General features: G+C 72.6%; 10 protein-coding genes. 7 read left to right on the forward strand and 3 right to left on the reverse strand.

The annotated features are described in order from the left end of the window. Nucleotide 1: 1 nt before the first annotated feature. The 3 genes from BUE48_RS05045 to BUE48_RS05055 form a co-directional block, all read right to left on the reverse strand. The gene (locus tag BUE48_RS05045) at nucleotides 2-979 is read right to left on the reverse strand and encodes a sulfite exporter TauE/SafE family protein (protein ID WP_502694593.1); all 978 of its coding nucleotides are present in this window, start codon (nucleotides 977-979) and stop codon (nucleotides 2-4) included. A gap of 69 nt (nucleotides 980-1,048) precedes the next feature. Then, nucleotides 1,049-2,536 (reverse strand): adenylyl-sulfate kinase, encoded by a 1,488-nt coding sequence (gene cysC / locus BUE48_RS05050; RefSeq protein WP_012851391.1) that lies wholly within the window; start codon nucleotides 2,534-2,536, stop codon nucleotides 1,049-1,051. A 179-nt stretch (nucleotides 2,537-2,715) separates the two neighbouring features. Then, a complete protein-coding gene (locus BUE48_RS05055) occupies nucleotides 2,716-3,426 on the reverse strand; it encodes a class I SAM-dependent methyltransferase (RefSeq protein WP_148232930.1) in 711 nt (236 codons plus the stop codon). A 227-nt stretch (nucleotides 3,427-3,653) separates the two neighbouring features. On the opposite strand from BUE48_RS05055, the gene mfd reads away from it, so the two are divergent. The 7 genes from mfd to icmF all read left to right on the forward strand — a co-directional run bounded on the left by mfd (nucleotide 3,654) and on the right by icmF (nucleotide 15,664). Next, entirely contained in the window at nucleotides 3,654-7,160 is a 3,507-nt protein-coding gene (mfd, locus tag BUE48_RS05060; RefSeq protein ID WP_286989092.1) for a transcription-repair coupling factor, read from the forward strand. A gap of 44 nt (nucleotides 7,161-7,204) precedes the next feature. Continuing rightward, complete coding sequence (locus BUE48_RS05065) at nucleotides 7,205-7,870, forward strand: hypothetical protein (protein WP_041439330.1); 666 nt, start codon at nucleotides 7,205-7,207, stop codon at nucleotides 7,868-7,870. A 1-nt stretch (nucleotide 7,871) separates the two neighbouring features. Beyond that, nucleotides 7,872-8,861, forward strand: coding sequence for a nucleoside triphosphate pyrophosphohydrolase (gene mazG / locus BUE48_RS05070; protein ID WP_012851395.1), 990 nt, complete (start codon nucleotides 7,872-7,874; stop codon nucleotides 8,859-8,861). Nucleotides 8,862-8,964: 103 nt separating this feature from the next. Continuing rightward, nucleotides 8,965-11,355: a transglycosylase domain-containing protein gene (locus BUE48_RS05075; protein WP_286989095.1), complete on the forward strand. Its 2,391-nt coding sequence runs from the start codon at nucleotides 8,965-8,967 to the stop codon at nucleotides 11,353-11,355. A 92-nt stretch (nucleotides 11,356-11,447) separates the two neighbouring features. Further along, nucleotides 11,448-11,669 carry a hypothetical protein gene (locus BUE48_RS05080; protein ID WP_148232931.1) on the forward strand — a complete coding sequence of 74 codons (222 nt, stop codon included), beginning with the start codon at nucleotides 11,448-11,450 and terminating at the stop codon, nucleotides 11,667-11,669. Nucleotides 11,670-11,799: 130 nt separating this feature from the next. Then, nucleotides 11,800-12,336: a MarR family winged helix-turn-helix transcriptional regulator gene (locus tag BUE48_RS05085; protein ID WP_012851398.1), complete on the forward strand. Its 537-nt coding sequence runs from the start codon at nucleotides 11,800-11,802 to the stop codon at nucleotides 12,334-12,336. An 82-nt stretch (nucleotides 12,337-12,418) separates the two neighbouring features. Next, complete coding sequence (gene icmF / locus BUE48_RS05090; RefSeq protein ID WP_286989097.1) at nucleotides 12,419-15,664, forward strand: fused isobutyryl-CoA mutase/GTPase IcmF; 3,246 nt, start codon at nucleotides 12,419-12,421, stop codon at nucleotides 15,662-15,664. Nucleotides 15,665-15,718 lie beyond the last annotated feature (54 nt).

The raw sequence follows: 15,718 nt of genomic DNA on the forward strand, positions 1-15,718 counted from the left end.
CTCAGGAGTCCCGGTCGGCCACGGCGCCGGCCCGCTGCGGCTCGTCCCGCGCCGGCCGCAGCAGCGGCAGGCCGTGGCGGTGGCGGACGAAGAGCCACACCGCGACGGCGGCGGCGATGGCGCCCAGCAGGCTCCAGGCCATGGCGGTGGGGCCGAGACCGAACATCTTCAGCGCGGAGGCCAGCAGGACCAGCGCCAGCAGCCGGCGGATCAGGCCGCCGGGGGCGCGCGAGGAGATCCGCGAGCCCAGGTAGACGCCCGGGATGGAGCCGGCCAGCAGCGCCAAGGTGACCTCCAGGTGGAAGTCGCCGAACAGCAGATGCCCCAGCGCCGCGGAGAAGACCAGCGGCACCGCCTGCAGCAGGTCGGTGCCCACCAGCTGGTTGGCCTTCAGCGTCGGGTACAGCGCCAGCAGCCCCACGATGATCAGTGAGCCGGAGCCCACCGAGGTGATGCCGACCACCAGCCCGCCGATCGCGCCGACCAGCGCGGTGGGGATGGGCCGCACTTTGATCGCGGGGGGTTCCACGGCGGCCGGCTCGCCCGGTTCGGCGGTGCGCCGCCGTGCCTTGGGGTGGCGGGCCGCCCGGTCCACCATCGCCTGGTAGATCCGCACCGCCAGCCCGGCGGCGGCGATCAGCAGCGCGACCCCCATGGCGTTGCGGATGACGTCCTGGACCTCTTCGCCGTCGCCCAGGGCGCGGGCGACCAGCACCCCGCAGAAGGCGGCCGGCACCGAGCCGACGCACAGCCAGCCCACCAGGCGCATGTCGATGGTGCCCCGGCGGTAGTGCACGGCGCTGCCGACCGGCTTCATCACCGCGGCGGCCACCAGGTCGCTGGAGACCGCCGTCAGCGGGGAGACCCCGAAGAAGGTCACCAGCATCGGCGTCATCAGCGCGCCGCCGCCCATGCCGGTGAGCCCGATGACGATGGCCACCAGGAACGAGCCGAGCGCCATGGCGTAGTCGAAGTGCATCGGCATGACCTACTTATTTAGTGGACAATTCTGGCAAACCGCCCACCAGAATACGCAGGTCTCAGGAATTCACTCCGGTCGCACCCAGCCCCCGGCCACCAGCAGGTCCAGCACCCGCTGCACCGCCTCCTCAGGGGTCATCTGGGAGGTGTCCAGCACCAGGTCGGCGTCGTCGGGCTCCTCATAAGGATCGGAGATGCCGGTGAACTCCTGGATCAGCCCCGCCCGCGCCTTGGCGTACAGGCCCTTGCGGTCGCGCCGCTCGCACTCCTCCAGCGGAGTGGCCACATACACCAGCACGAAATCCCCGACCGCCGACACCATCTTGCGCACCTCGGCGCGGGTGGCCGCGTACGGGGCGATGGGCGCGCAGATCGCCACCCCGCCGTGCCGGGTGATCTCGGCGGCCACATAGCCGATCCGCCGGATGTTGAGGTCCCGGTCGGCCTTGGAGAACGTCAGCCCGGCCGACAGCAGCCGCCGCACCACGTCCCCATCCAGCAGCGTCACGGTGCGTCCGCCGCGCTCGATCAGCGCGTCGGCCAGCCCGCGCGCCACCGTCGACTTGCCCGAGCCCGACAATCCGGTGAAGAACACCGTCAGCCCGCGGCGCAGCTTCGGCGGGCGCGCCGCGGCCAGCTCGGCGGCCACCGCCGGCGGGGTGAACCACTCGGGGATCGGCTCGCCCTTGTCCAGCAGCTCGTTGAGCTCCTCTTGGGTCAGCTCGGCCCGCACGTGCTCGGGGTCGATGCGGGCCAGGGGACGCCACACCTCCACGTCGGCGTCATAGGCCCACGGCTCGGGCACCACCGCCGGGATCGCACCGCCCTCGACCTCCCGGTCGCTCATCAGGTGGGTCGCCCCATAGGCCGCCGCCACGTGCGAGCGCAGCAGCAGGTCGCGGTCGGAGCCGGACGGGGCCTCCGGGCGCGGCGGCAGCGGCACCGGCACCACCTGCGTGCCCTCGGGCAGCTCCCGGCGCACCGCCAGCAGCGCCCGCACCAGCGACTCGTCGTGGTCGCCGCCCAGCAGCGGCAGCACCAGCACCGTGGCGCCGAGCTGCTCGGTGAGCTGGCGGAGCTGGCCGAGCTGCTTGCGGTGCAGCGGCTCGCGGGTGGTCACCGCCAGCACCGGGCCGCCCGTCAGCTCGGCGGCGACCTGCTCGGGACGGCGCCGCAGCCGGTGGAACGGTCCGTGCGCCGGGGCCCGCAGCGGCTCCAGCGGACCGGCCAGCCGCCACCCCGAGGAGGTGGGGTCCTGCCAGGCCTCGGTGACCTGCAGCACCGCCAGCGGCACGCCCTCGGGGTCCTGCAGCACCAGCCGCTCGCAGTCGGTCATCTCCTTGGGGACCGCCAACGTGACCGGCACCGGCCAGGGCGTGCCGTCCGCCAGTCGCCCACCGGCGATCACCATCGCGGCATCGAACGAACCCAAAAAGCCCGCCAGCGGACGGTAGGCCCCGGCCAGCAGCAGCTCCAGATCGGCCAGCTCGACCGGGTCGGGCGTCCAGGCCGGCAGGTCGCGCAGCATCTCAGGAAGGCCGGCTTCGGCGGTCACCGCTTCTCTCCGTTCCCGGCCCAGGCGACATCCCGGGCCGGCCAGGTCAGTTGGGGTACGCGCCAAAAAATACTGCCGAGCGGGCGGCCGGTGCACATCGAGTCCGGTTCCCGGTGACAAGGACCGGCCTCCTGCGGCGGCCGAGCGGGAACCGGTGCGGACCGAGGCGGCCGCGGCGGTCAGATGACCCGGGCGAACCGGTTCTCCGGTTTGCGGATGACCAGCGTCACCTCGCTGTGGGTGCCCGGCAGCCGGCCCCGGCTGCAGGCCGCCACCAGCCGGCACATCGTCGCGGTGCCGCGCCCGGCCCCGGCCAGCAGCCGGTCGGACAGGTACTCCTCGGCGATGGCCAGCCCCCGCATCATGCAGTACCAGTGCATGCCCGCGCGGGAGGTCACCGGCTCGTAGACGGCCGGCGGCGGCTCGTCGCCGCCGCGGCGGCGGCGCCGCAGCGGGCCGCGGGACGGCAGCAGCCGGTCCACGAAGCCGAAGGCGGTGCCCCGGTCGCGCAGCGTGACCAGCAGCAGCCCGCCCGGCTTGAGCGCGGCCACGATCCGGTCCAGCACCAGCTCGGCGTGCGGCAGCCGCTCGATGAGGAACGGGGCGTGGACGATGTCGAAGGCCCGCGGCGGCAGCGGCACCGTGCGCAGGTCGCCCAGGTGGAAGGCGTCCAGGTCGGTGCGGGCCTCGGTGTGCGCGCGCAGCGCGGGGACGTCCAGGTCCACCCCGGTCACATGGCGCTCCACGTCGCCGAGGTCCAGACCGCCCCCCCAGCCGCAGCCGGCCTCCAGGATGCGCAGGGGCCGGCCCCGCTGCGCGTGGGCGTACTGGCGGGCGCGTGCGGAGAACAGATCGCCGTCGCTGACCGGCGGCGTACACAGGTCGGTCACGCTCCGCAGAGTAGCCATCCGACTCCGCAGCGTCCGTTATTTGCGGTACCTTGACGTGTTCCTGACATGACCGCCGGCGGGACGAGGGGCGTGCTCGCCGCACCGGCGGCCGCCCGGGCGGTGCGTAGACTGGAGGCGGCCCGGAAGGTCGCCCGCGGGGACCCCGGGTTCTTCGGGCCGCCCCCGGGCGGGGCTGTCGCGGCCTGGCCTGCCGACCCTGGGTGATCATGACTCTTACTGGACTTTTGGACGTCGCCGCCGGCGATCGGGCCCTGGCGCAGGCGCTGCGGCGGGCGCGCGCCGACCACGACCTGGTGGCCCCGGCGGCGCTGTGGCCGATCGTGGCCGCCTCGCTGGCCCGGGCGAGCGAGACGGGCGTGGTGCTGGCGGTGACCGCCACCGGCCGCGAGGCCGAGGACCTGACCGCGGCGCTGGGCTGCTTTCTGGACCCCCACCGGGTGGCGCACTTTCCGGCCTGGGAGACGCTGCCGCACGAGCGGCTGTCGCCGCGCTCGGACACCGTCGGCCGGCGCCTGGCGGTGCTGCGCCGCCTGGCCCACCCCGACCCCGACGACGTGGCCGCCGGGCCGCTGGATGTGGTGGTCACCCCGGTGCGGGCGGTGCTGCAGCCGATCGTCTCCGGGCTGGGCGACCTGGAGCCGGTGCGGCTGCGCACCGGCGACGAGGCCGACCTGGAGGAGGTCGTGCGGCGCCTGGCGGACGCCGGCTACCAGCGGGTCGACCTGGTCGAAAAACGCGGCGAGCTGGCCGTGCGCGGTGGCATCCTGGACGTCTTCCCGCCCACCGAGGAACACCCGCTGCGGGTGGAGTTCTGGGGCGATGCCGTCGAGGAGATCCGCTACTTCAAGGCCGCCGACCAGCGCTCCCTGGAGGTCGCCCAAGACGGGCTGTGGGCGCCGCCGTGCCGGGAGCTGCCGCTGAACGCCGCCGTCCGGCAGCGGGCCCGCGAGCTGGCCGAACGGCACCCGGCGCTGGAGGAGGTCCTGCTGCGGATCGCCGACGGCGAGGCGGTCGAGGGCATGGAGGCCTTCTCCCCGGTGCTGGCCGACCGGATGCAGCTGCTGGTGGAGCTGCTGCCCGAAGGGTCGTCCCTGCTGGTGTGCGAGCCGGAGCGCATCCGCACCCGGGCGCACGAGCTGGTGCGCACCAGCCAGGAGTTCCTGGAGGCCAGCTGGGTCAACGCCGCCGCCGGCGGCCAGGCCCCCATCGACCTGGGCGCCGCCGCCTTCCGCGACCTGGCGGAGGTGCGCGAGCAGGCGGCCGCCCTCGGCCTGGCCCGCTGGACGGTGACCGCGCTCACCCCCGAGGAAGAGGACGCCGTCCAGCTGGACGTCCACCCCGCCGAGCAGTACCGGGGCGACACCGCCCGGATGGTCGGCGACATCAAACGCTGGGTGGACGAACGCTGGCGGGTGGTGCTGGTGACGGCCGGGCACGGGCCCGCCGCGCGGCTGGCGGAGATGCTGGGCGAGGAGGGCCTGGGCGCCCGCCTGGCCGACCTGCCCGAGCCCCCCGAGCCGGGGGTCGTCCACGTGACCACCGGGACGCTCGGCGGCGGCCTGGTGTGGCCGGCGGCCCGCCTGGCGCTGCTCACCGAGACCGACCTGTCCGGGCAGCGCGCCTCCACCCGGGACATGCGGCGCATGCCCTCGCGGCGGCGCGGCGGCATCGACCCGCTGCAGCTGCGCCCCGGCGACTACGTCGTCCACGAGCAGCACGGCGTCGGCCGCTACGTGGAGATGGTCAGCCGCACCGTGCAGGGCGCCACCCGCGAGTACCTGGTGCTGGAGTACGCCCGCGGGGACCGGTTGTTCGTCCCCACCGACCAGCTGGAGGAGATCACCCGCTACGTGGGCGGGGAGTCCCCCACCCTGCACCGGCTCGGCGGCGCCGACTGGGCCAAGTCCAAGGCCAGGGCGCGCAAGGCCGTCCGGCAGATCGCCGGGGAGCTGATCCGGCTGTACTCGGCGCGGATGGCCACCCCCGGCCACGCCTTCGGCCCCGACACCCCCTGGCAGCGGGAGCTGGAGGACGCCTTCCCCTACACCGAGACCGCCGACCAGCTCGCGGCGATCGAAGAGGTCAAGGCCGACATGGAAAAACCGGTCCCGATGGACCGGCTGATCTGCGGCGACGTCGGCTACGGCAAGACCGAGATCGCGGTGCGCGCGGCGTTCAAGGCCATCCAGGACGGCAAGCAGGTGGCGGTGCTGGTGCCCACCACGCTGCTGGTGCAGCAGCACCTGTCCACCTTCACCGAGCGCTTCGCCCCCTTCCCGGTGGTGGTCAAACCGCTCAGCCGCTTCCAGACCGACGCCGAGGTCGAACAGACCCTGCGCGGCCTGGCCGACGGCACCGTGGATCTGGTGATCGGCACCCACCGGCTGTTTTCGGCGCAGGCCCGCTTCAAGGACCTGGGCCTGGTGATCATCGACGAGGAGCAGCGGTTCGGGGTCGAGCACAAAGAAGAGCTCAAGCGGCTGCGCACCCAGGTGGACGTGCTGGCGATGTCGGCCACCCCCATCCCGCGGACGCTGGAGATGGGCCTGACCGGCATCCGGGAGATGTCGACCATCTTGACCCCGCCGGAGGAGCGGCACCCGATCCTGACCTTCGTCGGCCCGTACGACGACAAGCAGATCGCCGCCGCCATCCGCCGCGAGCTGCTGCGCGAAGGGCAGGTGTTCTTCGTCCACAACCGGGTCCGCTCCATCGACCGGGTGGCCGCCAAGCTCAAGGAGCTGGTCCCCGAGGCGCGCATCGCCACCGCCCATGGCCAGATGAACGAGCACCAGCTCGAGAAGGTCATGGTGGACTTCTGGGAGAAGAACTACGACGTGCTGGTGGCCACCACCATCGTCGAGTCCGGCCTGGACATCCCCAACGCCAACACGCTGATCGTGGACCGCGCCGACACCTACGGCCTGTCGCAGCTGCACCAGCTGCGCGGCCGGGTCGGCCGGGGCCGCGAACGCGGCTACGCCTACTTCCTGTACCCGCCGGAGAGCCCGCTGAGCGAGACCGCGCACGAGCGGCTGGCCACCATCGCCCAGCACACCGAGATGGGCGCCGGCATGTACGTGGCGATGAAGGATCTGGAGATCCGCGGGGCCGGCAACATCCTGGGCGTGGAGCAGTCCGGCCACGTCGCCGGCGTCGGCTTCGACCTGTATGTGCGGATGGTCGGCGAGGCCGTCCGCGAGCTGAAGGCCAAGGCCGGCGGCGAGCCCGAGCCGCCCCAGCTGCCGGAGACCAAGGTGGAGCTGCCGGTCGACGCGCACCTGCCGCACGACTATGTGCCGGGGGAGCGGCTGCGGCTGGACGCCTACCGCAGGATCGCCGCCATCACCTCCGACGAGGAGATCGCCGAGGTGCGGGATGAGCTGACCGACCGCTTCGGCGCCCCGCCGGAGCCGGTGCTCAACCTGCTGGAGGTCGCCCGGTTCCGGGCCCGCGCCCGCCGCGCCGGGCTCACCGAGGTCACCGTCCAGGGCAACCACATCAAGTTCGCCCCGGTGGAGCTGCCGGACTCCAAGCAGGTGCGGCTGCAGCGGCTGTACCCCAAGAGCATCTACAAGGCCGCTGCGCGTACCCTGCTGGTGCCGGCGCCGAAGACGGCGCCGCTGGGCGGCCGCCCGCTGCGGGACGTCGCCCTGCTGAAGTGGGCCACCGACCTGGTGGAGGCAATGTTCGCCGAGCCCGCGCGCACCTAGTGAAGACGACTTGTGACGATGGGAGCCTCGTGTTCCGTATCCCCGTGAAGACGGCGCTGACGGCCGGGGTCGCCGCCGTGCTGCTGACCTCCTGCCAGCCGATGAAGATGGGCTCGGCGGTCATCATCGGCGACGAGCGGATCACCACCGCCTCGCTGGACCGCACCGTCCGGCAGTGGAACGAGCAGTTCCGCGCCGACCCCGAGGCCAACATGAAGCGCAGCCGCACCTCCGCCCCCGGCCAGCAGCTGCCGCTGGACTCGGTCAGCGAGTCGGAGATGCGCCTTGCGCTCTCGCACCTGGTGCGCATCCGCATCTCCGACCGGGTGGCCCGCGAACAGGGCATCGACGCCGGCAACAGCCGGGTCGACCGGCTGATCGAGCAGTTCGGCGGGCAGCGCGAGGCCGAGTCCACCACCCTGGCCTTGGGGCTTCCGGTCGGCTACACCCGCGACCTGTTCCGCGACCTGCACATCCAGCAGGAGCTGCTGCGGCGCTACGGCGACGACGGCGTGCAGGGCAGCGAGCGCAACGTCCAGGCCAACCGCCGGGCGGTGGCGCTGTACACCGAGACCGCCCGGCGCATGAACATCAAGATCAACCCCCGGTACGGCACGTTCCGGATCGACCAGCTGGCGGTGGGCCCGGTCGTCCACCGGCTGTCGAAGGGCGAGACCGGCACCGGGCGGGCTCCGGGGAGCGCCGGCTGACATGGGGCTGACCGTGCTGGCGACCACCCACCGGGTGCCGGCCGGGCTGCTGAGCTGGCGGGCCTGGCAGGCGCTGCGCTCGGCCGACCGGGTGCTGGCCCGCGACGGGCAGCCGCAGCTGCCGTACCTGCGCGAGGCCGATGTCGCCGTGGAGATCGTCGAGCGGACCGAGGCCGGTCCGCTGGCCGAGCTGCTGGTGCGGGCCGCCGCCGACCGGGCCGTGGTGTGGGTGGCCGACCCCGACGGGGACGAGGAGCTGATGCGCCGGGTCGGCGAACTGGTGGTCGCCGCGCCCGAGCCGGTGGAGGTCGAGGTGCTGCACGGCTCCTACGACCTGCCGGGGGCGCGGCTGCTGGACCTGGTGTCGGTGATGGACACGCTGCGCCGCCAGTGCCCCTGGGACCGCAAGCAGACCCACGCCACGCTGGTGCCGTACCTGCTGGAGGAGGCCTACGAGCTGGCCGACACCGTCGAGGACGGCGACTATGCGGCGCTGCGCGAGGAACTGGGCGATGTGCTGATGCAGGTGGTCTTCCACGCCCGCGTCGCCGAGGAGCGCACCGACGACACCCGCTTCACCATCGACGATGTGGCCGCCGGCATCGTCGACAAGCTGGTGCGCCGCCACCCGCACGTCTTCGGCGACGTGACGGTGGCCGACGCCGACGAGGTCAACGCCAACTGGGAGCAGATCAAGGCCGCCGAACGCGCCGCCAAGGGGGAGAAGGCCTCCATCCTGGACGGCGTGGCGATGGGGCAGCCGGCGCTGTCGCTGGCGGCCCAGCTGCAGCGGCGCGCCGCCCGCGCCGGGGTTCCCCAGGAGGTGTGGCGCGAACTGGCCGAGGAGAGCGGCGAGGAACTGGGCGTGGAGCTGTTCGAGCTCGTCCGCAGGGCACGGGAGGCGGGGCGGGACCCCGAGGCCGCGCTGCGCACGGTGGCCCGCGCCTATGCCGCCCGGGTGCGCCAGTGGGAGTCCTCCCGCAAGGAGTGACCCCTTTCCCGGACCGCCGCCGGCTGTGCCGGGACCCAAGAAGGGGGCCCAGGTCGGGGACAGTCGCTGGGGCCGCCTCCGGTGCCAGGTCTACATTAGGGGCGTGCCTCCAGGAGCAACCGAACGCGCGCGGCGCCGCGACGCCGTCGGCGCGCTGCGCGGACTGGCCGGCATGGGCTCGCTGGCCGGGGTGCTGGTCGCGCTGATCGTGCTGCCCGTGGCCTGCACGGTGGGGGTCGGCGCGCGCGACGGCGCCAACTGGCTCCAGGAGGAGCCGGCGGACCTGGACCTGGGGCCGCTGGCGCAGCGCTCGAAGATCCTGGCCGCCGACGGCTCCACCATCGCCACCTTCTACTACCAGAACCGCGTCGAGGTGAAGCTGGACCAGGTCGCCCCGGTGGCCCGGCAGGCGGTGCTGGCGATCGAGGACAGCCGCTTCTACCAGCACGGCGCGCTGGACGCCCAGGGCACGCTGCGGGCGCTGCTCAAGAACCTGAACTCCGGCCAGGTCACCCAGGGCGGCTCGGGCATCACCCAGCAGTACGTCAAGAACCTGCTGCTGTACCAGGCCGACTCCAAGGAGGAGCAGCAGCGGGCGCTGGCCCTCACTCCCGCCCGCAAGCTGTATGAGCTCAAGCACGCGGTGGCGATAGAAAAGCGCTTCTCCAAGGACGAGATCTTCCAGCGCTACCTCAACATCGCCTACTTCGGGGACGGCGCCTACGGCATCGAGGCCGCGGCCCGGCGCTACTTCTCCACCTCCGCCGCCAAGCTGACGCTGGGGCAGGCGGCCACCCTCGCCGGGATCATCCGCAACCCCCAGGCCTACAACCCCCGGCTGCACCCGGGGGCCGCCCGCGAGCGCCGCGACGTGGTGCTGAACCGGATGGTGGAGCTGGGCTGGGCGGACCCCGAGCAGGCCCGCCGGGCCGCCGCCGAGCCGATCAAGCTGAAGATCACCGAGACCCCCAACGGCTGCACGGTCAGCAAGGCCCCGTTCTTCTGCGACTACGTGCAGCGGGAGATCCTGACCAACCCGGTCTTCGGCAAGAGCGCCGCCGAACGCGAGCGGCTGCTCAAACGCGGCGGCCTGATCATCCGCACCACGCTGGACCCGCAGACCCAGCAGGCCGCCCAGCGCGCCGTGGACCGGCACGTGCCGCCCAAGAACTCCGCCGGCAAGGCCGCCGCCGAGGTGCTGATCGAGCCGGGCACCGGCCACATCAAGGGCATGGCGGTGGACCGGGAGCTGGGCCCGGACTCCGAGCGCGGCAAGACCTGGATCAATTTCGCCGCCGACGCCAGCCACGGCTCCAGCATCGGCATGCAGGCCGGCTCCACGTTCAAGGCGTTCACGCTGGCGGCGGCGCTGGAGGAGGGCATGCCGTTCGGCACCCGCCTGATGGCGCCGGTCCGCTACGTCCCCACCGGCTACCGCAACTGCAAGGGCCAGCCGGTCGGCGACACCAAGCCGCTGCGCAACTCCGCCGACGGGGAGGGCGGACGCTCCTTCAGCCTGGTCACCGGCACCCACCACTCGGTCAACACCTTCTTTTTGGCGCTGCAGAAGAAGGTGGGGCTGTGCGACACGGTGAAGATGGCCGAAAAGCTCGGGATGCGGCAGGCCAACGGCAAGCCGCTGGAGCAGTTCCCCTCCTTCACCCTGGGGTTCAACGCCGTCTCCCCGCTGCGGATGGCGGCGGCGTACGCGGCCTTCGCCGCCCGCGGCAAGTACTGCAAGCCCATCGCCATCACCTCCATCACCCACACCAGCGGCCGCAAGCTCAAGGTGCCCGAGCCCGAGTGCAAGCAGGTGATGAAGAAGGGCACCGCCGACGCCGTCAACCACGTCCTGGCCGGGGTGCTCACCAAGGGCACCGCCCGCGGGATGGGCATCGGCCGCCCGGCGGCGGGCAAGACCGGCACCGTCGACAACTACTCGGCGGCCTGGTTCGCCGGCTACACCCCCGAGCTGGCCGCGGCGGTGTGGGTGGGCGACCCGCGCGGCGGCTACAAGTACCCGATGACCAGCCTGTGCATGGACGGCCGCTGCTATGGGGCGGTGTTCGGCGCCACCATTCCCGCCCCGATCTGGCGCGACACCATGATCGGCGCGCTGGCGGGGCGTCCGGCCTCCTCCTTCCAGCGGCCCCCGGCGCACTTCTTCAGCCGCGGCTCCGGCGAGGACCTGGTGGAGCTGCCGGACGTGCGGGGGCTGAAGCTGCCGGACGCCATGGAACGGCTGCGGCGGGCCGGGTTCCGGGTGGTCGTGGGCGCGGCGGTCGACTCCGAATACCCCGCGGGCACCGTCGCCGAGACGTCCCCCGGCCCGGGCAGCAGGGTCGAGCCCGGCATCACCGTCACCCTCCACCCCAGCAGCGGGAAGCCGCGGGAGCGGGAGCCCCGTCCCGATGACGACGATGACGACGAGGACGATCTGCCGCCGGATCTCCCGCCGCCCGTTCCCGAGCACCGCCGGATGCCGCCGGACTGACCTGCGCCGCCGGGGACCATCGGCCCGGTTGGAGCGTCCCGCCCAGGGAAGATCCTCCGCACGGTGCAGAGGACACGAGGGGACGGATGGGCATGGATCCTGCCGAGGAGACCGCCGAGGACCTGCGGGCGCAGCTGCGCGAGGTGGAGAACGACCTGGCCGTCCTGCGCGCGGAGGCCGCTCCGCCGAGCGAGGAGCCCCAGGACTTCGGGGACGCCGCCGAGGAGATCACCCAGCGCGAGGAACTGGCCGCTTTGATCGAGACGCTGGAGCGGCGGCGCGAGCGTCTGCGCGCCGCGCTCGGCGAGACCTGAAGCGGGTCCGGTGAGACCGCCTCCGGTGGGCGTTCCGGGCCGCGGGGCGTGTGCCGCGACGCGGCTCGGCCGGCGGGGATCGGTGTTCCGTTGCCGTCGTCGCCGCGAAGGGACGGTACGGTTGCCGGTGATGACGACCGGAGCCCCCCTCGACCCGATCGCCGAGGCCCGCCGGCAGTGGCTGCGGCGCTGGCCCGAGCACGCCGAGCACATGGCGGCCATCACCTCGGTGATGCGGGTGCAGCAGATCCTGCTCGGCGAGGTCGAGCGCGCCCTCAAGCCGTACGGGCTGACCTTCGCCAGCTACGAGGCGCTGGTGCTGCTGCACTTCAGCCGGGCGGGACGGCTGCCGCTGGGCAAGATGGGCGAGCGGCTGATGGTGCACCCGACCAGCATCACCAACACCATCGACCGGCTGCAGGCGGCCGGGCTGGTGCGGCGGGTGCCCGACCCGGCCGACCGGCGGCGGGTGCTGGCGGAGATCAGCGAGCGGGGCCGTCAGGTGGCGGTGGCGGCCACCGAGGTGCTCAACGGCATCGACTTCGGGCTGGGCATGCTGAGCGAGCGGGAGGCGGTGGCGTTGAGCGGGTTGTTGCGCCGGATCCGGCAGGCGGCCGGGGACTTCGGCCCGGAGGCGGCCGATCCCTGGGCGAGCGCCACCGGCTGACCTGCGGGAATTTTGCGAATCCGGGGTTTTGCCGCCCCCTGGTGTATGGACGTCAGATAGTTGGACGTCCTAGTATTTTTGTATGACCACTACGTCCGCCCTGCACCATCCCGTGCACCCCGTTCGGTTCGTCACCGCGGCAGCGCTGTTCGACGGGCACGACGCGGCGATCAACATCATGCGGCGCATCCTGCAGGCCCAGGGCGCCGAAGTGATCCACCTGGGGCACAACCGGTCGGTCGCCGAGATCGTCGAGGCCGCCATCGCCGAGGACGTCCAGGGGGTGGCGGTCAGCTCCTACCAGGGCGGGCATGTGGAGTTCTTCCGCTACCTGGTGGACCTGCTGGCCGAGCGCGGCGCCGGGCACATCCGCGTCTACGGCGGGGGCGGCGGCGTCATCGTCCCCGAGGAGATCGAGCTGCTGCACGCCCACGGGGTGGCGCGGATCTTCTCGCCCGCCGACGGCCAGCGGCTCGGCCTGCCCGGAATGATCAACCAGCTGATCCGCGAGTGCGACGTGGACCTGGCCGCCCAGGGGAACCTCGCGGAGCTGGCCGCGGAGCTGGCCGGCGGGGACGTGCGGGCGCTGGCCCGCGCCATCACGATCATCGAGGCGGGCCGCGGCGGGCCGGAAGGGCTGCAGGCGGTGCGCCAGGCCGCGGCGGGCCGGACGGTGCCGGTGCTGGGCATCACCGGCACCGGGGGATCGGGCAAGTCCTCCCTCACCGACGAGCTGGTGCGCCGCTTCCGGGTGGACACCGAAGACAAGCTGCGCATCGCCGTGATCGCCGTGGACCCCACCCGGCGGCGCAGCGGCGGCGCGCTGCTGGGGGACCGGATCCGGATGAACTCCCTGGCCGAGGGCGTCACCTACTTCCGCTCCCTGGCCACCCGGGGCGCCCGGGAGCTGCCCGAGCACCTGGGCGACGTCATCGCCGCCTGCAAGGCCGCCGGCTACGACCTGGTGATCGTGGAGACCCCGGGCATCGGCCAGGGCGATGCGGCCATCGTGCCGTTCGCCGACGTCAAGCTGTATGTGATGACCCCCGAGTTCGGCGCGGCCTCCCAGCTGGAGAAGATCGACATGCTGGACTTCGCCGACGCGGTGGCCATCAACAAGTTCGAGCGGCGCGGCGCCGAGGACGCGCTGCGCGACGTGCGCCGCCAGCTGGTGCGCAACCGCGAGGCCTTCGGCGCCAAGCCCGAGGACATGCCGGTGTTCGGCACCATCGCCGCCCGCTTCAACGACGACGGCGTCACCGCCCTCTACCACCACCTGCGCGAGCTGCTGGCCGAGCACGGCCTGCCCGCCGGCGGCGGTGTGCTGCCGCGGGTGCCCGGCCGGGTCTCCTCCCGCATCCAGGCCGTCATCCCGCCGGAGCGCTCCGGCTATCTGGCCGAGATCGCCCGCACCGTGGCGGCCTACCACGCCGAGACCAAGGCCCAGGCCGAGGCCGTGCGCCGCAGGCAGCACCTGCGGACCGCCCGCGACCTGGCCGCCGAGGCCGGCGCGGACGTGGCCGCGCTGGATGAGCTGCTGGCCGAGACCGAACGGCAGATCAAGGACGAGACCCGCGAGCTGCTGGAGTCCTGGCCGCAGACCGTGGCCGACTACTCGCGGGAGGAGCTGGTCGTCCGCGTCCGGGACCGGGAGATCCGCACCCCGCTGTGGCGGGAGACCCTCGCCGGCACCCGCATCCCCCGCGTGGCGCTGCCCCGCTACAGCGACCACGGCGACCTGCTGCGCTTCTTGCGCTCGGAGAACCTGCCGGGCCGCTTCCCGTTCACCGCGGGGGTGTTCCCCTTCAAGCGGGACGATGAGGACCCCACCCGCATGTTCGCCGGGGAGGGCGACCCCTTCCGCACCAACCGGCGCTTCAAGAAGCTGTCCGAGGGCCAGCCGGCCACCCGGCTGTCCACCGCCTTCGACTCGGTGACGCTGTACGGGCACGACCCGGCCGAGCGGCCCGACATCTACGGCAAGGTGGGCACCTCCGGGGTGTCGATCGCCACCTTGGACGACATGAAGGCGCTGTATGCGGGGTTCGACCTGACCGACCCGAAGACCTCGGTGTCGATGACGATCAACGGGCCGGCCCCGGTGATCCTGGCGTTCTTCTTCAACACCGCGATCGACCAGGCGATCGACCGCTTCACCGCCGAGCACGGCCGCCCGCCCACCGAGCAGGAGGCCGCCGAGCTGCGCGCCCGGGTGCTGGCCACGGTGCGCGGCACCGTCCAGGCCGACATCCTCAAGGAGGATCAGGGCCAGAACACCTGCATCTTCTCCACCGACTTCGCGCTGCGCATGATGGCCGACATCCAGGAGTGGTTCGTCGCCAACGGAGTGCGCAACTTCTACTCGGTGTCGATCTCCGGCTACCACATCGCCGAGGCCGGGGCCAACCCCATCACCCAGCTGGCCTTCACGCTGGCCAACGCCTTCACCTACGTGGAGGCCTACCTGGCGCGGGGCATGCACATCGACGACTTCGCCCACAACCTGTCGTTCTTCTTCTCCAACGGCATGGACCCCGAATACAGCGTGCTGGGCCGGGTGGCCCGCCGCATCTGGGCCATCGCGATGCGGGAGCGGTACGGGGCCAGTGAGCGCGGCTGCAAGCTCAAGTACCACATCCAGACCTCCGGGCGGTCGCTGCACGCCCAGGAGATGGACTTCAACGACATCCGCACCACGCTGCAGGCGCTGATCGCCATCTACGACAACTGCAACAGCCTGCACACCAACGCCTACGACGAGGCGATCACCACCCCCACCGAGGAGTCGGTGCGCCGCGCCATGGCGATCCAGCTGATCATCAACCGGGAGTGGGGGCTGGCCAAGAACGAGAACCCCAACCAGGGCTCGTTCATCATCGAGCAGCTCACCGACCTGGTGGAGGAGGCGGTGCTGGCGGAGTTCGAGCGCCTCAGCGAGCGCGGCGGGGTGCTCGGCGCCATGGAGACCGGCTACCAGCGCGGCCGCATCCAGGACGAGTCGATGCTGTATGAGCAGCGCAAGCACGACGGGTCGCTGCCGATCATCGGCGTCAACACCTTCACCTCCGACAAGGACGACCACCTCAACGGCCCGCTGGAGCTGGCCCGCGCCACCGAGGAGGAAAAGCGCAGCCAGCTGCGGCGGCTGGCGGAGTTCCACGCCGCCCACCGCGAGGAGGCCCCGGCGGCGCTGCGCCGGCTGCGCGAGGCGGCCACCTCGGGGGAGAACGTCTTCGCGGTGCTGATGGACGTGGTGCGGGTCTGCTCGCTGGGGCAGATCACCGAGGCGCTGTTCGAGGCGGGCGGCCAGTACCGCCGCAACATCTGAGGCCCGGCGGGCGAGGCCCATGAGCTCACCGATCTCGTCCCTTCCGCGGGTCGA

It is taken from the genome of Thermomonospora sp. CIF 1, from assembly GCF_001896795.1.
In the GTDB taxonomy this organism is placed as follows: domain Bacteria; phylum Actinomycetota; class Actinomycetes; order Streptosporangiales; family Streptosporangiaceae; genus Thermomonospora; species Thermomonospora curvata.

Bases quoted from the DNA above. Each gene is read 5' to 3' on its own strand.
- BUE48_RS05045 (WP_502694593.1), bottom strand. From the start codon at position 979: ATGCACTTCGACTACGCCATGGCGCTCGGCTCGTTCCTGGTGGCCATC.
- mfd (WP_286989092.1), top strand. From the start codon at position 3,654: ATGACTCTTACTGGACTTTTGGACGTCGCCGCCGGCGATCGGGCCCTG.
- mazG (WP_012851395.1), top strand. From the start codon at position 7,872: ATGGGGCTGACCGTGCTGGCGACCACCCACCGGGTGCCGGCCGGGCTG.
- BUE48_RS05080 (WP_148232931.1), top strand. From the start codon at position 11,448: ATGGATCCTGCCGAGGAGACCGCCGAGGACCTGCGGGCGCAGCTGCGC.
- BUE48_RS05085 (WP_012851398.1), top strand. From the start codon at position 11,800: ATGACGACCGGAGCCCCCCTCGACCCGATCGCCGAGGCCCGCCGGCAG.
- icmF (WP_286989097.1), top strand. From the start codon at position 12,419: ATGACCACTACGTCCGCCCTGCACCATCCCGTGCACCCCGTTCGGTTC.